Source organism: Phytohabitans flavus, from assembly GCF_011764545.1.
Taxonomy (GTDB): Bacteria; Actinomycetota; Actinomycetes; order Mycobacteriales; family Micromonosporaceae; genus Phytohabitans; species Phytohabitans flavus.
The window spans coordinates 6,523,752-6,547,766 of record NZ_AP022870.1; the positions used below are offsets into that span (position 1 = coordinate 6,523,752).

Annotated in this window: 21 protein-coding genes; 10 read left to right on the forward strand and 11 right to left on the reverse strand. The window is 66.7% G+C overall.

Annotation, left to right across the window (positions count from 1 at the left end; all coding sequences use genetic code 11):
• Positions 1–159: 159 nt before the first annotated feature.
• From Pflav_RS28450 to Pflav_RS28475, 6 genes are all read left to right on the forward strand, one after another.
• On the forward strand, positions 160–1,293 hold the full coding sequence (locus tag Pflav_RS28450) for an acyl-CoA dehydrogenase family protein (RefSeq protein ID WP_232072022.1): 1,134 nt from the start codon (positions 160–162) through the stop codon (positions 1,291–1,293).
• Positions 1,293–2,135, forward strand: a complete 843-nt coding sequence (locus Pflav_RS28455) for a phosphate/phosphite/phosphonate ABC transporter substrate-binding protein (RefSeq protein WP_232072024.1) — start codon at positions 1,293–1,295, stop codon at positions 2,133–2,135. The genes Pflav_RS28450 and Pflav_RS28455 overlap by 1 nt, the downstream gene beginning before the upstream one ends.
• Positions 2,132–3,328, forward strand: a complete 1,197-nt coding sequence (locus Pflav_RS28460; protein ID WP_173039598.1) for a ferritin-like domain-containing protein — start codon at positions 2,132–2,134, stop codon at positions 3,326–3,328. Before Pflav_RS28455 ends, Pflav_RS28460 begins: the two co-directional genes overlap by 4 nt.
• 150 nt (positions 3,329–3,478) lie before the next feature.
• Positions 3,479–4,276 carry an NADPH-dependent oxidoreductase gene (locus tag Pflav_RS28465; protein ID WP_173039600.1) on the forward strand — a complete coding sequence of 266 codons (798 nt, stop codon included), beginning with the start codon at positions 3,479–3,481 and terminating at the stop codon, positions 4,274–4,276.
• Positions 4,277–4,317: 41 nt separating this feature from the next.
• On the forward strand, positions 4,318–5,238 hold the full coding sequence (locus Pflav_RS28470) for an SAM-dependent methyltransferase (RefSeq protein WP_173039602.1): 921 nt from the start codon (positions 4,318–4,320) through the stop codon (positions 5,236–5,238).
• A 119-nt stretch (positions 5,239–5,357) separates the two neighbouring features.
• Positions 5,358–6,143: a phytanoyl-CoA dioxygenase family protein gene (locus tag Pflav_RS28475; RefSeq protein ID WP_173039604.1), complete on the forward strand. Its 786-nt coding sequence runs from the start codon at positions 5,358–5,360 to the stop codon at positions 6,141–6,143.
• A 92-nt stretch (positions 6,144–6,235) separates the two neighbouring features.
• On the opposite strand, the gene Pflav_RS28480 is transcribed toward Pflav_RS28475, so the two are convergent.
• Entirely contained in the window at positions 6,236–6,895 is a 660-nt protein-coding gene (locus tag Pflav_RS28480) for an MSMEG_1061 family FMN-dependent PPOX-type flavoprotein (RefSeq protein ID WP_173039606.1), read from the reverse strand.
• A gap of 247 nt (positions 6,896–7,142) precedes the next feature.
• Positions 7,143–8,093, reverse strand: a complete 951-nt coding sequence (locus tag Pflav_RS28485; protein ID WP_232072026.1) for a hypothetical protein — start codon at positions 8,091–8,093, stop codon at positions 7,143–7,145.
• Positions 8,094–8,397: 304 nt separating this feature from the next.
• On the opposite strand from Pflav_RS28485, the gene Pflav_RS28490 reads away from it, so the two are divergent.
• Entirely contained in the window at positions 8,398–8,778 is a 381-nt protein-coding gene (locus tag Pflav_RS28490) for a hypothetical protein (protein ID WP_173039609.1), read from the forward strand.
• 48 nt (positions 8,779–8,826) lie between these two features.
• Here Pflav_RS28490 and Pflav_RS28495 read toward each other — a convergent pair whose 3' ends face one another.
• The 5 genes from Pflav_RS28495 to Pflav_RS28515 all read right to left on the reverse strand — a co-directional run bounded on the left by Pflav_RS28495 (position 8,827) and on the right by Pflav_RS28515 (position 15,462).
• A complete protein-coding gene (locus tag Pflav_RS28495; protein ID WP_173039611.1) occupies positions 8,827–10,095 on the reverse strand; it encodes a hypothetical protein in 1,269 nt (422 codons plus the stop codon).
• Between the two features lie 858 nt (positions 10,096–10,953).
• On the reverse strand, positions 10,954–12,246 hold the full coding sequence (locus Pflav_RS28500; RefSeq protein WP_173039613.1) for a tyrosine-type recombinase/integrase: 1,293 nt from the start codon (positions 12,244–12,246) through the stop codon (positions 10,954–10,956).
• 418 nt (positions 12,247–12,664) lie between these two features.
• Complete coding sequence (locus Pflav_RS28505; RefSeq protein ID WP_173039615.1) at positions 12,665–13,786, reverse strand: hypothetical protein; 1,122 nt, start codon at positions 13,784–13,786, stop codon at positions 12,665–12,667.
• A 137-nt stretch (positions 13,787–13,923) separates the two neighbouring features.
• Positions 13,924–14,961, reverse strand: a complete 1,038-nt coding sequence (locus Pflav_RS28510) for an ATP-binding protein (protein WP_173039617.1) — start codon at positions 14,959–14,961, stop codon at positions 13,924–13,926.
• 150 nt (positions 14,962–15,111) lie between these two features.
• Entirely contained in the window at positions 15,112–15,462 is a 351-nt protein-coding gene (locus Pflav_RS28515; protein WP_173039619.1) for a hypothetical protein, read from the reverse strand.
• A gap of 222 nt (positions 15,463–15,684) precedes the next feature.
• Here Pflav_RS28515 and Pflav_RS28520 point away from each other — a divergent pair, with 222 nt between their 5' ends.
• Positions 15,685–16,206, forward strand: coding sequence for an HAD domain-containing protein (locus Pflav_RS28520; RefSeq protein ID WP_173039621.1), 522 nt, complete (start codon positions 15,685–15,687; stop codon positions 16,204–16,206).
• 30 nt (positions 16,207–16,236) lie between these two features.
• Here Pflav_RS28520 and Pflav_RS28525 read toward each other — a convergent pair whose 3' ends face one another.
• Positions 16,237–16,791, reverse strand: a complete 555-nt coding sequence (locus tag Pflav_RS28525; protein ID WP_173039623.1) for a hypothetical protein — start codon at positions 16,789–16,791, stop codon at positions 16,237–16,239.
• A 199-nt stretch (positions 16,792–16,990) separates the two neighbouring features.
• The gene (locus tag Pflav_RS28530) at positions 16,991–17,704 is read right to left on the reverse strand and encodes a hypothetical protein (RefSeq protein ID WP_173039625.1); all 714 of its coding nucleotides are present in this window, start codon (positions 17,702–17,704) and stop codon (positions 16,991–16,993) included.
• A 627-nt stretch (positions 17,705–18,331) separates the two neighbouring features.
• On the opposite strand from Pflav_RS28530, the gene Pflav_RS28535 reads away from it, so the two are divergent.
• Positions 18,332–19,636 (forward strand): RICIN domain-containing protein, encoded by a 1,305-nt coding sequence (locus tag Pflav_RS28535; protein ID WP_173039627.1) that lies wholly within the window; start codon positions 18,332–18,334, stop codon positions 19,634–19,636.
• Between the two features lie 45 nt (positions 19,637–19,681).
• On the opposite strand, the gene Pflav_RS28540 is transcribed toward Pflav_RS28535, so the two are convergent.
• The gene (locus tag Pflav_RS28540; RefSeq protein ID WP_173039629.1) at positions 19,682–20,125 is read right to left on the reverse strand and encodes a helix-turn-helix transcriptional regulator; all 444 of its coding nucleotides are present in this window, start codon (positions 20,123–20,125) and stop codon (positions 19,682–19,684) included.
• A gap of 829 nt (positions 20,126–20,954) precedes the next feature.
• Positions 20,955–21,914, reverse strand: a complete 960-nt coding sequence (locus Pflav_RS28545; protein ID WP_173039631.1) for a type VI immunity family protein — start codon at positions 21,912–21,914, stop codon at positions 20,955–20,957.
• 1,500 nt (positions 21,915–23,414) lie between these two features.
• Here Pflav_RS28545 and Pflav_RS28550 point away from each other — a divergent pair.
• The gene (locus Pflav_RS28550) at positions 23,415–23,885 is read left to right on the forward strand and encodes a hypothetical protein (protein WP_173039633.1); all 471 of its coding nucleotides are present in this window, start codon (positions 23,415–23,417) and stop codon (positions 23,883–23,885) included.
• The last annotated feature ends 130 nt before the right edge of the window (positions 23,886–24,015 follow it).

Here is a 24,015-nt window from a genome sequence, read left to right on the forward strand (position 1 = left end):
CGCCACACGGACCTGCTCGGTGCCAATCTGGCCGAACTCTCCCCCGGAACCGCCACCGACCTGGCCGTCGCCAATTATCATCGTTTGTGCTATTAATCCGGACCTGGCTTCCCGCTTGGCGTTGAGGTACCGGACTCGCTAGGCCAGGAGGAGCTGAACGTGAGCGACCAAGTGTGGAAAGCGCTCGACGAGGTGATCGCCGATGTGGTTGCTCCGCAAGCGCAGCCGGTGGACGAGCAGGGCGCATTTCCGAGCGAAGCCGTGGAGGCGCTGGCTGAGGCGGGCGTCCTCGGCGCGACGGTCCCGACCGCCGCTGGTGGAATGGGCTTCGGCCTCGCCGACGCCGCCAGAATCGTCGACCTGTTGAGCCAGTCCTGCGGCTCGACCGCGATGGTGACCATGATGCACTTCGCCGCCGTGCCCGTTCTCGCCGCACACGGCCCGAGGGAGATCGTCGACAGCATCGCGGCGGGCCGGCATCTGAGCACCCTCGCCTTCTCCGAGGCCGGCTCCCGCAGCCACTTCTGGGCTCCGGTGAGCACGGCCGCCCCGGCGGAGGACGACCGGATCGTGCTCGACGCGCGCAAGAGCTGGGTCACCTCCGCCGGCCACGCGGACAGCTACGTATGGTCCAGCAGGCCGCTCGCGGCGGACGGACCCATGACGCTGTGGTTCGTGCCGGCCGCGACCACCGGCGTGCGGGTGGCTGGGCCCTTCGACGGGCTGGGGTTACGCGGCAACGGATCGCGGCCCGTCCATGCCACGCAGGCGACAATCCCGCGGTCCGCGATGCTGGGGGCCGACGGCACCGGCCTGGACCTGGCGATGCAGCTGACCCTGCCGTGGTTCCTGGTGCTCAACGCCGCCTTCAGCGTCGGCCTGGCGGAAGCGACAGTTCGCGAAGCCGTCAGCCACCTGACGACGGCGCGCCTGGAGCACCTCGATCAGACCCTTGCGGACCAGCCGACGGTACGCCGGGACATCGGGTTGATGCGGCTGCATACGGACACGGCGCGGGCGATGCTCAGCGACACGGTGACAGCGGTGGAAGCGGGCCGCGACGAGGCCGGCCTGCGAGTGCTGGAGGTCAAGGCAGTCGCCGCGGAGACCGCGATCGCGGTGACCGACCTCGCCATGAAGGCCTGCGGTGGCGCGGCGTTCCGGAAGGATCTCGGCATCGAGCGCAGGTTCCGCGACGCCCGCGCGGCGCGGGTGATGGCGCCGACGACCGACCAGCTGACCGACTTCGTGGCCCGGTTGAGCTGTGGCATGCCGATGCTGGCCGGTGCCTGATGGGCCCGCTCGTCATGGGCGCCGTCTGTTACGACCCGAAGGTGGTCACGATCTGGACCGGCTTCCGGCGCTGGTTCGTCGAGCGAGGCCTGCCGTTCGACTTCGTGCTGTACTCCAACTACGAACGGCAGGTGGAGGACCTGGTCGCCGGTCACATCCAGGCCGCCTGGAACTCGCCGCTGGCGTGGGTCCGGGCCCGCCGACTCGCGTCCGCCCACGGGCTCACGGCGCGGCCGCTGGTCATGCGTGACACCGATCGGGACCTCACGACGGTCATCGTGGTCCGTACCGACAGCGCGGCCGAGAAGCCCGCCGACCTCGACGGCCGCACCGTCGCCACCGGCGCGGTCGACTCACCCCAAGCCACGCTGATCCCGCTGGCCGGCCTGGCCGAGTTCGGCGCGGAAGTCACCGTGCGCCGCTACGACGTCGGCGTCGGGCTGCACGGCGACCACATCAGCGGCGAGCGGGACGCGGCACGCGCGCTCGCGGCCGGCGAGGTTGACGCCGCCTGCCTGCTCGATGCCTCGCACCTGACCTTCCTGCGCGAGGGCACGCTGCGCGCCGGCGCCACGAGGGTGATCGGCCAGATCGGACCCTATGACCACTGCAACATGACCGTCGTCGACACCGCGCCCGCCGCGCTCGTCGACAGGTTCGCTGAACTCCTGCTGGGAATGAGCTACAGCGACGCCCGGCTGCGCCCGCTGCTCGATCTGGAAGGGCTGCACTCGTGGGAAGCCGGGCGGGTGACCGGCTACGAGGTGCTGGAGGCCGCGGCGGATCGTCTCGGCTTCTACGGGCCGGAGGGGCAGATCCTCGCGGCCGACTACAGGCCGTGACAGAGCGGCGGCTCGACCTGGGTGGACTCGGGCTCGACCGCGGCGCACACCTGCTCCTGCGCCGCACGCTGGAGCCGCTGGCACCGGGAGACCGGCTTGCCGTGGACGGCCGCGCGCCGGCCCTCGCGGTCCATCTTGGCGCCTGGTGCCGGGCCGAAGGCCACCGCCTGGAGTCACCCGCTCCGGGCCTGGCCGAGCCCCCGGTCGCCGTCGTGGTCCGCGGTGACCGGGACGACGAACGCTGGATGACCGCGACGCGCGCGGGCGCGCCAGGTGACGTCGTCCGGCGCCCACCGCCCGAGTGGGGCCTGGCGGCGCGGGGCGCCCTGGTCGAGGCGGGCGGCCCGGAGCCAATGTTCGATCTCGACGATCGCGACCTGCTCTGGGCCGACGTCGCACCACGGTTGTACGCGCACGCGGCGGCGCGGCAATGGGATCCGGCGATGGCCATCCCGTGGAACGAGCCGTTCCAGGTGCCCGACGAGGTCGAAGCGGCCGTCGTCCAGGTGATGACCTACCTGACCGAGAACGAGCAGGCCGCGCTCATCGTGCCCGCCCGGTTCCTCGGCCGGATACATCCGCACTTCCGCGAGGTCGTGCAGCTTCTGGCCGTACAGGTCGCCGACGAGGCGCGGCACATGGAGATCTTCACCCGGCGGGCGCTGCTCCGACACGACGAGCTGGGCACCTCATCGGCAGGCGGCCGGGCCTCCCTGTTCGCCCTCGTCGAGGAGACGGACTTCGCGCTCGCATCGTTCCTGCTGTCGGTGCTGGGCGAGGGCAGCTTCGTCGACCTACTCGCGTTCTTGGAACGGCACGCGCCCGACCCGGTCACCCGCCGGGTGGCGTGGCTCGCGATGCAGGACGAGCGGCGTCACGTCCTGTTCGGCGTGGCCCACCTGGCACAGCACGCGAAGGCTGACCCGAAGGTGCGGGACCGGCTCCGTGCCGCGATCGAACGCCGTTACGACGCGTTGCGCGACACCGCGGGCCTCAACGCCGAGGTCTTCGACTCGCTGGTCCTGCTGGCCGCTGGCGGCTGGAGCCCGGAGCAGATCGAGACCGGCTACGCGCGGGTCCAACGGCTGGAGGCGGACATGGACCAGGGCCGACGCCGGCGCCTCGAACGGCTGGGATTTCCCGCCGACGAGGCCGAAGCGCTATCGGCGCTACACACCCGAAACTTCATGTAGCGACGCGAATCACAGTAAATCCTATTGCCCTATAGATATAGTAGAGAACATGGATGGGTTGCCGTTTCACTCAAGGCGCGGGACCGACCGCGCCAGCGTGCTGGCCGCGACGTTCGGCGACGGCATCCCATTCGACAAGGCGCCGGCCTGATGTCCGCCACAGTCCGCTACGGCGACCCCGCCGCCACCCTCGGCGTACTCAATGACGTCATCAGCTTGCAGCTGGCACACCGCTCGGTCCGAAAGTTCGGCACGCGCGACGTCACCGACGACGAACTGGCCGCGCTGGTCGCCGCCGCGCAGTCCGCGCCGACCTCCTCCAATCTCCAGTCCTGGAGCGTGGTGGCCGTCCGCGACCAGGACCGCAAGACCCGGCTAGCCGCGCTCGCCGCCAACCAGGCATTCATCGCGCAGGCGCCACTCTTCCTGGTGTGGGTCGCCGACCTCAGTCGGGCCAACCGGCTGGCCACGCGCGCGGGTGCGGAGGTCGCCGCCACGGACTACCTCGAGGCCACCCTCCTCGGCGTCATCGACGCGGCACTGGCCGCCCAGAACGCGGCAGTGGCAGCGGCCTCACTCGGCCTCGGCACCGTCTTCGTCGGCGCGATCCGCAACCACCCCGAAGAGGTCGCCGCCGAACTGCGGCTGCCGCCACACGCGATGGCCACCTTCGGCATGGCCGTCGGCCCACCGGACCCCACCGAGCACGCCGGCATCAAACCCCGCCTGCCACAGGCCGCGGTGCTGCACCAGGAGCGGTACGACGCCGACACCGCCGACGCGCACATCGCCGCGTACGACGAGCGGCTTACCGCCTACAACAGCCGGTACGGCCTGCCCGGCAACTGGAGCGACCGGGTACTCGCCCGACTCAGAGGCCCAGCATCGATGGCCGGGCGGCACCGGCTGCGGCAGACGCTCGAACGCCTGGGCCTACCCTCCCGCTGAGTCCGCAGCGTAGTCCTAACTGGATACTCGTCAGACCTATCATGCTGACTTGGTGGATCTTGTCTGTCTCGCGGAGTTCGACGTGCATCGGTGTAGGCTCGCCTGCGCGAGTGACGACGCGTCTTACGGAGGCCTTCTCGGTGGAACCTCGTAGCGAAGATCGCCCCGGGGTCGGTCTGCGAACCGACGTGGCGCACGGCGCACGGATCTACGACTACATCCTGGGCGGCAAGGACAACTTCGCCGTCGACCGGGAGGCCGGCGAGAACTCGTTGCAGCTATGGCCGGCGTTGAGGGTCCACATGCAGGCCAACCGGTCCTTCATGCACCGCGTGGCGCGTTTCCTGGCCGCCGAGTGCGGGATCCGGCAGTTCTTCGACATCGGCACCGGACTGCCGACATCACCGAATCTCCATGAGATTGCGCAGTCGGTTGACCCGACCGCACGGGTGGTCTACACCGACAACGATCCGCTGGTACTCGCGCACGCGCGTGCTCTGATGCTCGGGACAGCCGTGGGGCGCACGGCCTACGTCGATGCGGACATGCGCGACCCCCAGGCGATCATCTCCGCGCCGGAGTTCCTGGAGACCCTCGACCTGAAGCGGCCGGTCGGGCTCCTGCTGATCGCGGTCGTGCACTTCATCGAGGACGACGCGGAAGCACTGCGGGTCGTACGGCAGATCTTGGACGTGCTTCCGGCGGGCAGCTATCTGGCGATGTCCATCGCGACCGATGAATTCGACCCGATCCCGCTGGCCGAGGTCCAACGGGAGTACAACAGGCTCGGTGAGACCCTCGTCTTCCGCGACCGTCCCACGGCGCTGGCATTCTTCGACGGCTTGGACCTGGTCGAGCCAGGGCTGGTCCAGGTGCACAAGTGGCGCCCGGACGGGTCCGAGGCCCCAGGGATCGCAGACAAAGACATTGCCATGTACGGGGCGGTCGCGCGTAAGGCATAGCCCAGCACCCGGCGTCGCACCCTGCTCAGGGTGGCGGATGTCAAGCCGTTGACGTGCGGCTTGCCAGGTAGCTAAGACGATCATGGACCCGATTCATGGTGCGGTTATGATCACTTGCTGTGGCAGCCGAGATCGGTGGCATCGACAGGACTGACGCTCTCGCGAAGCTGCGGGACGAGGGTTTCGTCGTGCTGCGGGCGTTGTTGCCCGATGCACAGCTTGCTGCGGCTCGCGATCACGCGAACGACCTTCTCCGCGGGCAAGCCTGGAGCGACAACGATTTTGACGGCCGACGGACTCGACGCGTCTACTCCCTGCTGAGCCGCGTCGGTGCTCTCGAACCGCTGCTTCTCCACCCCGAGGTGCACCGCCTCGTCACCGCTCAGCTGGGTGAGGTCTACCAGTTCGGCATGCTGTTCCTATCTGCCGTCGATCCGGCACAGGGAGCCCAGCCGCTGCACTTCGACGCGGGCGTCTACCCCCTTCCCCGGGAGGTGGAGGCGGAGACCAACGTCATCTGGGCCCTCGACGATTTCACCGCCAGCAACGGCGCCACCCTGATCGTTCCGGGCAGCCACCGCTGGGCCGCTGGGCGCCGTCCGCAGCCGCAGGAGCTTGTTCCAGCGGTCATGCCTGCTGGCAGTGCGCTTGTCTATAGCGGTCGCCTGTGGCACGCCGCCGGGCGAAACAGTGCCGAGACCACCCGCCGGGCGCTGATCTGCGAGCACGTCCTGCCGTGGCTCCGTCCCGCCGACAATCACATCCTGGCCACCGGCGTCGACGTGCTGCGGAGTCTCGCCCCCGGACTTCGGCGCCTAGCCGGAGTAGCCCCGGCGACCGACTACCTGGGTTTCGTCGCCGGCCAAGACCCTGAGCAATGGCTGCGGCAAATCGCTTCTGGCTGACAGCTCATTTCGCTGGCGGCTGGGTGAAAGTCGCTCAGGCTCCGATTGCGACAACGGCCCGCGGGTGCTCGGCACAATCGCTGTGCGGCCCGTTACTCGTACCGGTACTTCAGCGCGTCCGCCTCCGCCTGCTCGATGTCAGCGATCGTCAGCTCCGGCATCCGCAGCTGGGCCAGTGTCACCTCGGCTGAGGTCGGCTGGGCGTCCGCCGGCAGCCACTGATCCGGCTTCCAAGCCGCGCCGCGCAGAAGCGCCTTGGGGCAGTGCGGGTAAACCTCCTCGATCCCCAGCACCAGCGCACTGGCCGGCGGCTTGCCCACGGCGGTCAGCTGCGACAGCAGATCTGGGCGGGTGGAGACGCAGGCCCGGCCGTTCATCCTGAGCGTCGTGGTGCGCCCCGGGATGACGAACAGCAGCCCGGCCCGTCCGGTGGCGACGACGTTCTGCAGGGTGTCCAGACGCTTGTTGCCGGTCGCGTCCGGTATCGCCACCGTCCGTGAGTCCAGGACGGCGACGAACCCGGCAGGGCCGCCGCGCGGGGAGACATCACAGTTACCCTCGGCGTCCGCGCTGGCGACCAGGACCAGCGATGCGCAGCCGATCAACCGCCGGGTCTGCTCGGTGAGTTCGGTCATCTGCTTCCGCACGGCCGCGTCGCTGGGGAGCTCGTAGACCCGGCGCAGCGCCTCCTGGTCGGGCACGGCGTCAAGGCGCAACGAGTCGAAGGCACTGGTGGCGAGGTCTTGTTTCATCCATCGACCCTAATGGGCCGACCTGGCTGACGACCCAACCAGATCACTATCTGCCAGAACCTTGACGCAGGTTGCGACGCAGCGGTGTCGAAGCCGCTGCGGCGACGGCAGCCGCAACCGCCGCAGAGTGGTGATCGGCGCATCGTGATCTGCCGCGATCCGCGCGTTAAGGAATGTGATGGTGGGTGCCGGACTCGTGAACGTGGCGGAAGTGGTGGGTCGTTCCGGGTCTCGGTGTTCGGGGAGGTCACTGCATGGCGGTGGCGGGCGGGTGGTCGAAGGAGGCCGGGCAGCGAAAGACGTACAAGGCGTAGCCCCGGCCGATCGAGACGTCGGTGGGGTTGGACGAAGTGCCCGCTGGATCCTGCAGCGGCCGCCAGCTGCCGCCTGTGCCGTGCCATTCGCTGGAGTCGGCGGTAAACAACAGCGTCATCGCGGTGCCGCACTCGGCGCAGTCCATCGGTTGCGGATCGGTCAGTGACCAGTTGGCGAAGCCGCCCACCTTCCAGCCTGGCGCCAGCGACAGGTCGAACTGGTAGCTGTGCCCGTCCTCGGCTTCGTCATCGTTGGCGTCTTGCTCCCATGCGGTGATCTGGGCGTCCAGTTCGTCGGGCAGGAGCCTGCCGTACTGATGCTCGCGAATCTGTTCCGGGTGTACCGCGCAGGGCGTCGGTAGGTAGGAGTCGCTGACGACCGGCGGTTCGGGAGGCGTGTTCAAGGTGTGGGCGACGTCGCTGCTACGGCGCCAGTACAGCCGTACCCGCGGGTTGTAGCCCTCCTCTGGGTGATCGAGCGGGCACCACAGCACCTGCAACAGGTCGGTACCGTCCGGGCCGACAAAGTCGGGAATGTCGCGGCGGTAGAGCTGCGCCACGGGGACCAACGGGATCGGCTGGTTTACCAGGTCTTGTGGCTCGGAGAAGTCGGCGTCGGGCAGTTCCGCCTGCTCATCGTCGGTCAGGTGGTAAGGGGCGCCGGTCGCCGCTGCTCGCGCCTCTGCCGCCGCGTAGATCTCCCGGCGGCGGCGGACGGTCGCCGGTGTTTCGAGCTCGAAAGTGTCGTGAGTACCGCCGTCGCCGCATACTGGCCACGCCTCATCGGCCGGCCAGAGCAGGGGACCGCCGACCGAGCTTTCAGCGGTCGTCGGCCGACCGGGTCGGGGATGCAGCCGTGTCGCTGTCGCCGAGTGCTCGCTCAACGCTGGGAAGAGGGCCGTGATGTCAACCGGTCGCGGCGGCGTGGTGCGAGTCATGGCCGATGATCTTAGCTAGAGACTGGAAACGACGAGGTCCATGCAGTCGGCCAAGCCCGGCAGGGTAGCCGGATCTGCCGCTGTCCGCTCGTGGCTCTGTTACTCGCTGTCGAAAGCCGTCCATCGTGATCACCGAGAACTGCACCCAAGCAACCGCCTGGGACGGTCGGTCCGCCGATAACTGCCCAGGCCTCCTCCATTCGTCAATGGCGGGGTTGTGGATCTCGGTCAAGGGCTCGGCCTGATGCCGATGACCCCTGCCCTGTTCGATGAGCTTCGGCGGGGTGACGAGGTAGACCCGCAGTTCACGCCTGCTCGGCTGTTTCCACCGCGCTTCGAGGTGATGCTGGCCGCCTGGTCGGTCGTCGACCCGGTGGCGTATGTCGAGGCGGAGTACTTCGGTGTGATCGGCTCACAGTTTGCAGCGGTATGGCAAGGCGGCACTCTGGTCCTGGGCCCGCTAGTGCTGACTGAGGACGAGCCCTGGCCCGCTCCGGGCTGGTCACCAATTTCGCAGTCGCTTCGCCACTTGGGCGTGTCCGCCGACGGACATTACGACGAGTTCGACGCGATCGGCCTGGGCCGGCATCGCCATGTGGAGGACTGGCTGCCGACACGCCCCCAGCCATAGGCGTACGCGAGCACATCGACAGCGATGCTGCCGTCACGGCATCGCGCGTCAGGATCCGGACGCACTCGATTCGGAGTACCGGACTAGGACGACGTTGTCGACGCACACCGCGTCTGCGCCGGTGGCGTTGCCGTGCTCGTCGACTGGAACGGCCACGACTTCCGATAACTCGTAGCGTCGATCGCCGGACGCTAGCTTGTGTCGCCGTGGACGTTCGTCGGACCGCCTCCCGACCCTTGCCCCAGAGGCGCCGGGCTGCCAGATGGACAGTGGCCGAGGCAGGGCCGGATCGGCCTCAACGGTGATGTCAACCCGCGCGTTCCTAATGTGTGTGGTCGGTCGATAAGGCGGTTCCTGCAGGTACGACAGGGTGCCCGGTCGTGCCTCATCGTCGGCCAGGATCTCGAACCGCTTCCAGGTGGCGATCAGTGCGCCGAAGCGAGTCGACGCGGCAGTGGGGGCGACGACCCATGTGAAGCTGGGAAATGTGATTGGGCGGGACTGGCCCGGCGACGGCCACTCTGATCCGCGCCACGATACTGCTCGCTGCGGTGGCGTCTTCGTTGCATCGGCGTCGGTGATCCGCAGGCGGATCTGTGCCGGTGGCGGCTGCCCGATCGCCTGCCCCAGCACACCGGCCTCAGTGAGCAGACGTTCCACCAGCGGCGCCGCGTCAGCGATGTCGGCGCGGATGCGGGCCGCCTCGGCGTCCAGGCGCTCCTGGTATCTGTTGTGCTTTCGGTCCTTGTCCGGCGGCCGTCGAAGATTTGGCTGTGGTGGTGCCTCGCCACGTTCTTCGAGGCGCATCTCCGAGGCGGATATCGCGTTCCGGAACGCGTTACCGAGGTCGATCGCAGCCGTCGTGACCTGGCCGTTGATCCGGTCCCACGCGACCTTGGCTGCCATAGGCCGGCCTAGCGCAATGGCGCACAGCATCAGATACCGTTCGGCGACCGCCGTCTCCAGCAACGAACGGGCCGCCGCGGTGGCCTCCTGGAACCGCCCACGGGCAATGGCGAACTCCTCGGCGCGGCGTTGCGGGTCGACCTCGGCAGCAGCATCCAGCAGGCTGCGCATCCCGGCGTTGAGCGCTGCTTGGTATCGCTGTCCTAGCACTTCGTCGAGGCGATCCTCGATGCCGCTCAGCCGTTGCTCCACCTGCGCGAGACGGTCACTGATCCGGTTTTCGCTCTCGGCCAAGGCCCCGAACAACTCACTGGCGAGCCGACCCAGCTCCGCCTTGCCAGTCAGCGCACCGACCAGTTCCTGCACACCGTACCGTCCCACCAACAGCACGACCGCGGTCAACGCCTCCATGCACTCATACAACACCCGCGTTGGTTCTTACCAATCAGTCTGTCGGGAAACCTGCACCTGCGGTGGCAACGCCGAGAAGCGCTGATCAAGGTCATAACTTGCGGTCAATTTCACGCCGGTCTTCCGGTTCACTCCGACGGAACCGCGCTCGGACCACCAGCGTGCGGTCGCTTGATCATCGCCGCGTGGTCCAAGGCGCGGGCCGCGTCTGCTGGCACTGATGCCGCATAGCAGCAAAAGGCTGCCGGCCAACCGCACCTCTACTAGCGGCATTGCAGTGTCGTTCAGGCAGCGGCGTAGCTGCTGCCACTGAACCTGTTCGGGTAGCGGGCCTCCGGTGCGCCGACCGGCGGCGACGGCTGTTCGACGTCGCCGGTCAGGCGTCGGCTGCGGGCCCAGGCCAGAAACGTGCAGGATCTGCGCCGGCACCGCCGCGGAGGTCACACAACGTGAGTCACTGGTGTGACCCACACGTGCCCCACACGAACCGAAGGCGCATAGCCAAACGGCTATACGCCCAGCTCACGAGTGGTGCGCCGCCAGGGACTCGAACCCCGAACCCGCGGATTAAGAGTCGGCGGTCGTCAGTGCAAGCTCCGCCCGGCGGGTGTCAACCCGTCCGTTTGATGCTAACCGGTCCGACTCGATGGCACAACATCGTGCCGTCTGGTCCGTGTGGTGCCGGCCGTTACGCGGCGTCCGAGCACACGACGAGCACACGTGGGTGCGACGGTGCGCGGGCGCCGCGGAGCATGGCCCGTGGCGGGCAGTAGGACGACCCTCGGCTCACCCCAAAGGGTGGTCTACTCAACGCTCTATCGCTATGCGGCCTTCGTGGGCGTTTCGGCGATCAGGTCGCTACGCCCGGCCTCCTGCGGCCGGCTGCTGTGGTCGCGGCGGTAGAGCGTCGAGGACGAGGCGCGCCGTAGCCTCGGCCGCGGTGTGCGCTACTTCGGGTAGGACGGCGGTGTAGGTGTCGGCGGTGAACGCGAGGCTGGCGTGGCCGAGCATCTCCTGCACGACCTTCAGGTCCACATGCGCGGCCAACGCCAGCGTGGCGGCGCCGTGGCGCAGGTCGTGGAACCGGACCGGCGGCAGCCCGGATGCGGCGACCAGGTGATGGAAACGGTGAGAGAGCCAGTCCGGCCGCACCGGCCGCCCATCAGCCAGCGTGAACACATGACCGTCCGGACGCCAGCACCGCCCCGCACCCTTGACCAACGCATGCTGGCGGCGCTGGTGTTCGCGCAGCACCGCGACCGTGGCCGCGTCGAGGGCGACGACACGTTCGCCGGCCGGGGTCTTGACCGGTCCGATGTGGACACGGCCGTTGATCTGACACACCTGCTGGTGCACAGTCAGAGTTCCGCCCTCCAGATCGAGGTCGACCCACCGCAAACCGCAGATCTCGCCACGGCGCAACCCACGCAAAGCGGCCAGCCACCACAACGCGAACAACCCATCCCCACTCACCACCGCCAGGAACACCGCCAACTGGCGCACATCCCACACGGCCACGACCGGCCGCCAGCCATCCTGCCGCCAGGCCGCGACCCGCGCCGCCGTCCACGGCTGGGGCCGGTGGCGGACCGGCCGGGGCAGGACGACCAGCCGGGCCGGGTTTACCAGCAGCAGTTGGTCGCGGACGGCGACGTTCAGGGCGCGACGTAGAGTCGCGCGAATCCGTTGCACCGTCGCCGCAGTAACCCGCCCACCGCCACCGGGGCTGTCCGCCATGATGCACGCGAACATCTGCTCAACCTGGGCCACGGTCAGCTCCGCCAACCGAAAGCCACCCAACTGTGGAATCAGGTACCGGTCCACATGCCGGCGATAACCCACAAAGGTCGACGGCCGCACCTGACCAGGCAACGTACCCAGCCAGTACTGCAGCCAGGCGGCCACCGTCCAGCCGTGCCCGGCGTCCTCAGTGGCCAGCACCGCGTCCCGAGCCTGCCGGGCGGCGTGCGCGGTGGCAAAACCGCCGCGACGCACCCGAACCCGCCGCCCACAGCGGGTGATCTGAACAGTGAAGTACCAACTGCCGTGGGCAGGGTCGGCCAACCTGCGGCAACCGCACCCCCGCCCACGCCCACCCTCGTCGACACACCCGCATCGCCGGTACACACCGACGGTCTTACTAGTGGCCATCACAACCACCTCCCTGAAAACGTCGAAACAGCTGCCACCCCCACCCTCACAAATCCTGCGAAGACTGCAAATCGGGCGAATCTACGTCTGTCTCTACCAAGCATCGAACCTGGTCCCGCCCTGGCCAGAACATCAGGTCCGACTCAGCCCCAACAGACACCGAGCAGGCGCCACATCCGCCACTTTTCCGTAAAGCAAGATCAACGCGCCGTCGCCCAGCAAGCACGCGAATCCGCCCAGACGAGCCGACCACAGCGCGTCACAACCCAGCCCACGCAAGCCCCGAATCGACTCACTCACCTGCCGAAGAGCGCTCGTGATCATGTTGGATTGGCCGACGAAGTGGGTTCGTCTCGGCCTGCCAATACGGACTCTAAGGGTCGAGCGGTTAAGGCAGTCCAAGCCGAGCAGACAAGACCTAACTCTCCTCAGAACTTCGCGTGTCGCGCGCCGTCACATCGAAGCCCAGGTCGATATTATCTGCAAGGATATTGTCGGCAACAACGGCCAAGGACTGAAGTGCGCGTTTCGGATCAGTCTGAATCTCAGGATAGCGCTCCAGCGCGCGGACTTCCATTACGGAGAGACTTCGGGCGACGATGATCGGACCTGAGACGTCTTGATATTTGATGACTAGAAGAGATCCCACGCGCAGGCAGGCTTCTGGTACGTTCGTGAGAGATACGATAAGCTGCTCTACTGCACTCGCGGTCTTCGAATCTACGTCTGCTATTTTCATTTCTAGACTGGAGAGCACTAATGCGCGCTCTACGCGTGCTAGGCGATCGCGAACTTCGCTAGAAGACGGGCGCCCCCTTAAGGTCGCCAGCGCGCGACGCCAAATCGATCCCCGGAATGTTTGCTCGTCAATTGGCCCCTCGTATCCCAACAAGTCCGCCAACTCATCCAACGCAGCCAGAACCTTTTGCCCGACCGCGTCATCGTCCGTATCGAGATAAGCATCCACAGATATGGAGATCGGAGTATCGATTGCCTCACTCTTGGATTCCCAAGCTTTGCTTATGGTTGGGTCTGTGCGAATCGCTTCTGTCAGATCCATAAGCGCAGCCGCCTCTCGATCTGTAGCGTAATAGAGACGACCACGCTCAACGAGTGCCTCAACTCGTGCCAGGGACGACAGCGGGGCATCAGTCAGAAGTTCGGTAAGGTATTCGCTACATTCCTGGCTCTGGTCGTCTACCGCTGCCAGGAGTCGCTCTCCCCATCGGACAACCTCCAGGTGGTCTGCATCGCGGCCCGCATCGCGTAGCATTTCTGCCCAGCGACGTGCTGCCGATGCGCCTGATTTGGCGGCGGCGACGGCAAGTATCAACGATTCTGGAAGAGTCTCGTCGGCCGCCAGACACAGGCGATGGTAGCTTTCTTCCGAGCGATGGTAGAACCACTCGGCGTTTAGCCATTCATTGTTGGCGCCTAACGAATTACGCCACGCTTCATGAGCTGCAGCCAACCGCGAGTGCGATTCGCGCCACCGTTTTGGCGATTGTGTGCGCTGTATGCGTATCATCGGAGACCGCACGATATCATGGTATTCGTATCGGCCCGCACGAGCCGCGACAAAGGGGAGTGCGCAAAGCCAACGAAACGGTGTTCGGGCATCGTCTACGCCTGTAAGTACGCCTAGGATGTCGGCGTCGACACGGCGAGGCAGGGCACCTAGCAAAGCTGCCTCTCGGCGCTGGGGTTACCCTCCCATTTTAGGAAGCGTTCGACTGCCGGACCACTTGGATCACCGACATCGGACGGATCCCGAGGACGACTCTCGGCAAGCAACGCCACGAGTAGTGGCAGTCGGCCAGACACTGCGATGATCGTCTTGACCACGCGTTCGTCGGTGACTCCCTTTAGCTTCAGCAGCCGACGAGCTTCCTTTTCGGTAAACGACACAAGCCGGATTGGAGCGATGATGTCCAGGTAGTCCGACCACCGGTCGGCGTCAAGGGGGTGCCGGCCGGAAATTGTCAATACCAGATTTGCTGGCAACTCCCCGAAGCGACCCTCCAAAAGTTGGATAATCCAGGTTTCGAGAAGGGGAGAAGTTCGTTCATAGGTATCGAAGAACAAAGCGATGGCACGCTTCGCCCCAGCCCGAGCAAGACACCGGACGAACGCGGGCGTCAGCTCCTCAACTGGATTCATTAGTAGGCGGACGTCCCTGCTATCGGACAACTTGCGAGTCAGGTAGATCCTGACCTGTTCGGCAGCGTCAGCCGCCTCTTCGGCATTGACCAAATCAACAATCGGTGCCGCGCCAGGAATGCCTTTCGACGCGTGCAGTGCCACCTTCACTGCTGTCCGCGTAAGACGACCCCAAGCGTCCAGCGGAGCTTGTGGGTCTCGAACCAGTTGATCTCTCTGCTTAAGGTACTCCTCGTATCGATCTCTGAAGTCGCGAAAATCACGCCCAAGCTCGGAGGCGAGGGTGGCCATCACCTCAGGCACATCGAACGAATACTCGTCGATATATGCCGAGAGTGCACCTCGTTCGGAAACCAATCCCCGTAGCTGGCGAACGAGAAAAGTCTTCCCAACGCCACCATCGCCATGGATACCGAATAGTAAATGGCGGCTTTCGTCGTCTACTGACAGATCGAAGCTGCGCTTGAATAGGTCGATCTGATCTTCGCGGCCGACGAATCCAGCCCGCTGCCGGCGTCGTACGAGGTCTTGGAAAGATACGGACTTCCTTGACAAGTCGGCCTCCTTCAAGTCTTCCGCTCTCGCGTGGACCTCGTGCCTCCAAGTTAACACCCCTGTCTAGATTGTTCCTCGCCCGCCGCCTTGCCATGCCCGTACGACGAGTTCAACAAGATTTGCTCACCTTGCGCTCCCATGCCCACTCGATCACTTGTCGGATAGAAGCAACGACGCCACGATTGAGGCGTAGGCAGCCACGAGAATACGGAGGCTCTCGTCTGTGTGCGATCTTTCTTCTGCGGTGCGCTTTGGTTCACTCTCATGCCGCGTGGTGGGCGCCGTTGTATCGGATCTACGTGTACACGCCGTGCGCGTACTCGGCCGGCCCGACGGTGAAATCGTGGGGCGCCGCTCGCGCAGCAGGGCGTAGCGGTCCGAGAACACCTCGATCGCCTGCGGCAACGAGCACGCGATGAGGTCCCGGATCGCTTGCAGGGCGGGCAGGATCTGTCGCGTAACGATCATCTCGTCGATCTCGCCCCAACCGCCCGGATCCATGGCGCACATCATCGCGGCCCAGGGGCTCAACTGTCACGCGCCAGTCGGCACACGTGTCCCACCGTAGGTCTCGACTGCCGCGATCGGTTCGCGAACGTCGATCGCGGACGTGCAGCCAAATCAGGCCATCCGCATCTGCCGCGACTCGCGCGCTGCGGAGCGTCATCCTCGCTGGAGTTGGGGGCCGCGGGCGTGCCGCCGGTGTACGGGTGCGGTTTCAGCGTGCTTGGCGGCGCCACGCGACCGTTGATCTTTGTCGATGTTGACGGCGTGTTTGTCCCTTTCTGGGGCGGGTCGGCCGGCACACGCCGTTCCAGCTGCGGGGTAAGAAGCGCTGTCGACGGCTTCGGCAATCCGCTGCTGGATCGGCTCGATCCGGCTGACGGCGAGCGTCTGCTCGCCCTGCCGGGCGAGCTGGTCTGGGCGAGCACGTGGATGGCGGCGGCGAACGAGATCGTCGCGTCGCGGCTCGGCCTCCCGGTGCTTTCGGTCGTGGACTGGCCGGATGACGACGAGGAACCGGGGCGTGGTGTGCATTGGAAGACCGTGCACCTGACGCGGTGGGCGGCCGGACGTGCGTTCGTCTGGCTCGATGATGAGACCACGGACGCCGACCGGCGCTGGGTTGCCGCGCACCACGCGCAGCCGGCGCTGCTGCGCCGCGTCGACCCGTTGCTAGGACTGACCGACGCCGACCTTGCCGCAGTACGCCAGTGGCTCGAACAGCGCGAAGAGACCGGTTGATCAGCTGCGCGATGCCGCGAGTCGTGGATCTCAGTAGTTCTGCCGTTGTGCGGGTGGGGATGCAGTGATGCCGCCGCTGATCCAGCAGAGGATGAGGGTTGCGGTGAGGCTGATCGGGGCGAGGGTTTGCCAGAAGGGGGCGTGGGCGACCTCGGCCGGTGTTTCGGCAGCGATCAGGCCGCCTGGGTCGACCAGCACGGTGACCGTCCGGCCCTTGGTCAGTTCGTCCCGGCTGCGGCAGATCCGGCCAGGTATGGCAACGGCGTTGGCGCGCTGCAAGCGGTAGCAGTGCTCCTCGTGTCTGCCGTAGTCGATGACGTCGTGTTCCACGACTTCCGCGATCACCGGCTCGCCCCGCAGGGCGAGCACCGTGAGCCGGGGCGCCTGCGTCATCGTGATCATCCAGAAAAAGGACGCTATGCCTGCGGCCACGGCCAGTGTCTTGACCGCCAGCGATGCGGCCGTCCACACGCTGGGGGTCCACACCAGCAGGCACACCGTCAATTCCGCGGCGACCAGGCCGGCGATGGCTACCCAGGACGGCCAGCCGGCGAGGTCACCGACAGCCGCGATCAGGCCGGGCACGGTCAGACCCGCGCACAACACCAGCCGTCTGTCGCGTCTGGTACGGGGGTAGGTAAGCCAGCGGGCCACAGCGTGGATTGTGCGGCGGGCTCGCAAGGGCGCGTCTGCCAAGACGCTCACATCGCGTGCCCGACCGCCTGTGTGTGCGTTCCGGCCGGCCGGAACGCACACGCATGCCGGCCGAGCGGATGCGAGGGGGTCAGTCGGCGGTTGGGCGGATTTGCGCCTGGTCGATACCGGCCGCGCGTAGCTGCTGGACGAGGATTCGGATCATGGTGGCTGCCATGAGCGGCATGACGCCGTCCTTGCAGTCACAGTAGATTCTCGGACCCGCTGGGTGGTCCTGGGGATCTGAGACGTTGTTCGGTGAGTACGTGCGCCAGCTGTCGTCGGCTTTGACCCGCTGCCAGAGCTCATCCTCGGTGGAGTACTCCCGACCGTCGGCGGTCACCAGCATGAATCGTTTGCCGGCGGCGGCCAGCGCGACCTTCGCGGTTTCCGGGTCGGTGGACACGACCTGGACCGAGAAATCCTGACCGAGCAGGACCCCACGCTCGTCGAGCGTGATGGCAAACGTCGACGGGTCAACCCCGACGCCGCCGGCGCGCAGCGGGTACTCGGCCGCGATCGCGCGATACATCCACGACCGGGCATCCTCGGCGAAACCGTGCTCACTGTGCTCCGCGCTGATCCTCCAGTGCACCTGCGCGGAACCCGCCGCCGCGGCCGCGATCTCGAACCACGCCTCCGCTAGCGCTGTGTGCACGCGGCGCGGACCGCCGCGCAGCCGTTTACGTCGAAGATGCTTGCTGGCCAGGTCGAAGGCGACCTCGGGATCGGTGACGTCGAACAACGGCCGGTACCAGTCGGGAAAGTCACCGAACCGGACCCGCGTCCCACCCTCCTCGGACATGCCGCCATCCTGACAGCCGCTAACCAGCCCTAGCGGCCCGCAAACCCACCGTGCGGTGGGCCACCGACGCCGGCGCAACCTGCGCCGCGCGACCCGGGTGGGACCTGATCCGGGCCGACGGCGGCATGGAGCTGCCGTGGTCAACCCGACCCTCATCCTCGGGCCGGCCCTCGCGGCCGCGTGCGCTCCTCGCCACGCTGATCAAGATGATGCTGCGCGGGACGGTCGTTGCCCCGCCGCGGGTTCGGCATCGCCGACCTGCGCGATGTAGCCGACCTGTACCTGCGCGCGATACCGCCTCCCGGGGGCCGCCGGGCAGCGCTTCCTGGCCGTCGTTGCCGGGCCCGCGTTGAGCTACCTGGAGGTGGCCGGGGTGCTGGGCCGCCGGCTCGGCGACCGGGTCTGGCGCGTGTCGACCGAGGGTGCGCCGGGAGCCGAGCCGCTGCGGCCGATCATCCACGACGGCCGCGCCGAGAGGCCTCGGCTGGCCGGCCCCGCGACGCCGAGACCACGGTCGTGGAGGCCGTGGGGAGCTTGTTGCAGGACTAGGAATTTTGCCCGGTACCCCCGGGCCGCGTTCGTCTGAGCATGGTCTGGACAACACATCCGACCTGCGAAGGAACGCACATGAAGCGCATCGTTCCGTCCCTGGCCGCGCTCGGCACGACGCTGCTGATGGCCGCCGGGGTCCTGCTGGGCGGCCCGGCGGCGCCGGCCGCCGCCGGCCCCTTCGACGCGGGGGAGGGCGATCTGGGCGGCCCGTCGTCCCTGTTGCTGGAGATCCGCCTGAGCTTCTCCGGCCAGCTACTCACCGTGCACGGCGACAGCACCGCCAGTGGGGCCACTGTCGACGTGCACCGCAAGGTCACCACCGCTGACGGGTTGGCGCAGCGTAACCAGTTGTGGCAGTTCCTGCCCGGCGTCGGCGGGCAGGACATCCTGTGGGGAGCTTGGGGCCGGCTGCGCAACGTCAACTCCGGCAAGTGCCTGGACATGCCCGGCGGTGACATCGACGGCGAGCGGTTCACCCAGGTGGCCTGCGAGGTGGCCACGCAATGGCAGGCGCGCGAGACCAGCCCGGGCTCCAAGCGGTTCAGCCTGCAGGCGGCCGGCACCAACCGCTACCTCGGCATCAACGAGGCGTTCTGCGTCGCCCCGGACAACACCCGGCTGCGTAGCAAGTTCGAGACCGGCAACGACTGCGCCGACTGGACGATCGTGCAGATGGGCGGCGACGCCTTCTTCCTGGGCAACAGCTACAACGCCGGCCTGCGTATCGACAGCAACGACCCGGCCAACGGGTGGAACACCCCGGCCCGCCTGAAGCCGGCCAACGACCAGAGCCCGACCCAGCGGTGGTATTTCCAGCGGGCCGGCAGCACAGCGATCACGCCGCCGCCGAACATTCAGTGGACCGGGCCGGGCTGGGCCGCGCTGTACCGGATCGTAAGCGTCCGAGGCAACGACTGGGACCACGCCACGTGCCTGGGCACCCACGGCGACCAGCCGGCCGTCGGCGCCGTCGCCGACACCTGGGCCTGCGGCATCAACGGCGTCAACCAGACCAACCAGCTGTGGATCATCGGCAACACATACACCTACCCCTACGGTCACACTATGATGAGGGACGGGGTGAGGTCGCTGAACCTTGAGCCTCGCGGCGCCGACTTCGCTATGATGAACTCCGCCATGCTGGCCCCCGACCGCAACATCGAGAGCTACCCGGTGCTCTCGGCCGCGGACACGTTCGCCCCGGTCAACGGGTCCTACCTGCGAATGCTGGAGCAGAAGGCGCCCTATGCGCTGCCGGGCTCCCAGACGTGGCGACGGGCTGGGCTGCCCACGCCGGCGCCGCCCAGCACACCCAGCGGCGACGGCGGCTCGGGCCCGCGCTGCACCGGCTTCGCCGCGCTCCTGTGCAACTGGGCGTGATATCACCGTGCCGGGGCCACGACTCAGCGGCCCCGGCATCCGGCTTCATCGACCCCCTGCTGTGACCGGCACCGTGAACCGGTCCGGCTCGCACCCGGCCAGGTCGGTCAACTGGTGGCGGCTAGTCACGCCGGCCTTGCCGTACATGTTCGACACGTAGTAGCCGACCGTCTTCTGGGTGACGAACAGCGCCTCGGCGATCTGCGCATAGCTCATCCCCCGCGCGAGCAGCACGAGCACGCCCCGCTCACGCTCGGTGAGGGCCACGCGGGGCCGGCCGGCCGGTCCGCGGGCGGCGCCTGCTCCAGCAGCGCCCGGACCCGCTGGGTCTCCCCGGCCGCCCCGAGCCGTCGGTAGATCTCTGCGGCCGAGCGCAGCGCCTGCTGGGCGGCGGCCCGGCCCCCGGGTCGCCCAGGCGTAGTCGACCAGCATGCGGCCGCGGTAGTAGGTCAGGTTGATGGCGGGATCGTGGGCGGCCCGCCACGCCATTCTGACCCGACGCGACCATAACAAGCGATCGACCCGGGTGACGCATAACGAGTTGGTCGACGGACGCTGGACCGTTACGGGCCAGCAGAAAATCGAGTTGCCTGGTCCCGTCGTCTTGCGATGCCGCCAGGCCGCGACGGCATCCTGTGGCTACGTGCCGGCGACCTCTGGCTCAACATCCAGGCATGAACACGCCACCACAGCGCCACCTCGCTGGCCAATTCCTCATCTGTCCAAGTGGTCGTTGACCTGGTCGAGCAGTCCGCTGGGGCACTCGTGCTTCGAGCCCGGTCTCGCGCTCGCCGGGGCAGTGTCCACAGTGCAGGACCCTGTCGAGGCGTGCACATGGTCGATACCTTCGTCGGGCTTGCGGACGCCGCGCTAGGCGGCTGTACGGTGGTGATCTACCTGCTGGTGCGCCGCCTCAAGTGCGTGTCCGAGGCATGTCCGGCGGTGACGTTCGTTGAGCAGGTAGAGGATCTGCCACGGCCACACGCGCGGCGAACACCGCTGCTGCAACAGATCCTGGCCAAGATTGCGGTGGCGCTCGCCGCCCGCCCGGCGGCTCGGCCTTCCAGTCGCCAAAGACACCCTGCTACGGCTCGCGCCGCCGACCTGACGGCACTCTGCCGTGCCAGCGGCCCTCCGCCGGCCCTCCACCGGCGAAGTCACCATGCACCGACGACCACCCCCTACCAGGGCTGATCGCCGCAGCTGGCCACCGCGATGGCGGGCGCCACTGCCCGGGGGATATCCCTGGAGGCGATCTCCTGACGGTCGCGACAGAGATCTTCCGAATCGCGGCGCCGCGCGCCCTCAATTGACGGCGTCAGCCTCGTGGAGCAACGCTCGCGGCGTCTTCGAAGACCAGCGGGTGCGGCCGCTCTCCAGGGTAGTACCGAACCACTGGTCGCGGGGTGCCTGGGCGCAGTGCGGGCGCCAGAACACGGAAGACTTCCTCTACCACAGGGCCGGCATAGTCTCGGTAGTCTGCTGTGGCCAGAAGCCACACTCCGCCGCCTGACAGCTCTTCGACCTCCTCAAACGCCTTCGACTGCCGCAGGCCGTCCAACCCGCCGACCTTCGACACGAGCTCCTTGGGAACGATAGTGAGCCACGAGTACCCGCGGAGAAACTTTCGGCATTCGTTGACGGTGTATTCCGGCTCCCGGTACTCGCGTTCGTACTCCTGCGGGCGAAGTCGGTCTTCGAGCGCAGTCTGCCCGCTTGTCGAATACGCGTATGCGACCTGCCCGAATCCCGGGTCGAGCCGGTCGGCATACGACCACATGACGTCGAGCCACTCCCGCTGCAGACCAGGCCCAGCCACGCGGTCATTGAAGCGGTCCTCATCCACCACCGCGTGTAGCCTCAGCCAGTTGGGTGACTGCGCCGCGCGGCGCACCGTGAGAAACAGTGACCACCCAGACCGAAACCCCGCCTCGTCAAGCTGACCGATTTCCAGGTCGACACTTGATGGAAAGTCCTGCAGCTCCTCCTTAAGCCATCGCAGCCCAGCATCGGAGCAGATACGCTCAGTCGCCTTGGCAGGAGCGTCCACCCTTTCCCGGCTAACCTCGACCGTCCCGTACAACAAGGCGGTTTCACCGAGAGAACCGTGCGGATCCGCCTTGTTGGCGGCCACCCGGGCAGGAAGGGATGCCAGCTCCTTTCGATGCTCTGCAGCCAGGCGTTGCGAAACGCCGTCGAGCCAGTCGAAGGCGACGTCTGCAAAGTTACCCGCGGGGACGTCGACATTCAGCTGCAGATCCAGCGGCAATCCGGCCACTACCACGCTTCCCTCAGGTCTGCCTTACTCCGTCAATGCGCTATTCTGCCCCGCGCAATCCTACGGAACCCCCACGCGGCCCGCGACGACCACGTCGCGAGGTTGCTGGCGAGCTCCCGCAGCCGTCTCATCCGAGCCTCCATCGTGGATGCTGGCAGCTTGATCGCGACCGCAGAAGAACGCTTATGGTGTTTCGACATCTCCGACGCGCTCCAGCCCCAATGGTGCGCGCTCACACCGAGATCCTGCTCACCCTCGCCGACGACCTGCGCGCGCTGGGTGACCTAGGCTCCTGCAAGTCCTACCTCAGCTATCAATCAAGCCGAGGAGCCCAGGGTGACATGGAAGCCAGGAGGCGACCTGAGCGTACGGCGCCACTTCGACCCGACAGCGCAAGGCAGCGTTGCCATGTCGGATTGATTAAACATCTCGATGGTAATGATCAGTCGACATCAGCATGACCGCAACCTTACGCGACTGGCCACGTGCGCTGCCCCCCAAAAAAAAGACCGAATCACTCATCACAAAATCCCTTCACTGCAATTTGCGAGCATTATCAGTTTTCGATATCAATCCGCACAAAGGCGTCTCGGATCTGCCCAGTACTGACGAGCCGGCCCAGAAGGTCCGTTGCAGTCTCAATACCCCCGCGCTCAAATATCACAAGATCAGCACATTGAAAGTACGAGCCATCGAGACATTCCCCCGTAACTTTCCACCGGTCCATAAGGCGTCGAATTTCAGCCAGTGTCAACAGAGTTGCAGACCAACGACTTCCGTCGTCGAGAGCGACCTCCACGTCCACATTTTCGACAACGGTCAGAGCCGGTGCGCAGGACAAGGACGAGATCAGCGATGATGGCGGCGCGGGCATGACTCACTTCGGGCGATCAGCATGGCGTTGAGAACCTTGATGATCTTCTGAGCCGGTCATGCCCGTCTTGCTGCCACCAACATCGGCGCTTCTACTCCAAGCCTCACAAGCCAGACACCGTCACGACTTTGCCGGGGCCCTGGGGACCACCCTGTCACCATTCCCAGTGACGCTGCGCCGAACGGCCAGTTCGACCACCAAGGCACGGCCCTCCTCGCGGTACGCCCATGCGCAGGCATGCGGCGAGCGAGGGCACGGTGACGGGGCACAGCGAGCGCTTCGCGGCTAAATGAGGATGCCTGCCCGCGGCGGCGGCTCGACCGAGGTGGCGACGTGGGTTAAGCAACCGTCGGCCGGCCCTTCAGGGCGCGAGGTCTAGCCGACGTTCATGGGTGCCGTTCCTTGGCCAGCATCCACAGGTACTTGTCGACATCTCGAGGCCGCGCGACTCGCGGCGGAAGAGCCGTTCACGCTGTCTGATGCGGTTGCTTCGCCGTGAGGCCGATCATCCAGGACTGACGCGCGGTGAGTCGCAGCCTGGCCCAGATGGTTCGTTCGATGCCCTCGTGTGGGTGACTGCTCCGCAGCGTGGGACGATGCGCGTCGGAGTCTCGTAGCGTGCCAGCATGGCCGAGCCCGAGTCCCTCAACGCGCCCGTGGCAAGCTATGTACCGGACGCCAATGACATGGAGAAGCAGGCGGCCCACGACAAGATGATGGCGCACATCCGGATAGTCGTGGACCAGGCACCACCACTATCGGACGAGCAGATCTCGCTGCTACGAGAACTGCTCTCCGGTCCGAAGCCGCATCCGTCACGGTTTCGCCGATGGCAGGTGAAGCTCTCCTGCGGACACGGACTACCCACCGAATCGCTGGACGACAACCCGCCCCAGCGTGCGCTCGACTGCACTGAATGTGGCGCGGCAGGCCGGATCGTGGTGGCATTCCAACCACTCGACCGATCAGGTGAACCTCAACCGGACCCGACGACGGCTCCGCGGCTTCCCCGCCGTCGCACCCGAGCCGAGCTAGAGGCACAGATCGCCGACCTCCAAGCGCAGCTGGCCCAACAGCGCGACACAGAACACCCGTAGCCAAACACGCCGCACCGTTCTGGCCGTCAGACGCTCACGTCATTTCTTTCGTTTGGCACGGCAGTCGTGTTCCGCAGCCGGTTACGGTTGGCCGCCAGCGTCATGCGTCTGTCGTGTCTGCGGGACGGGG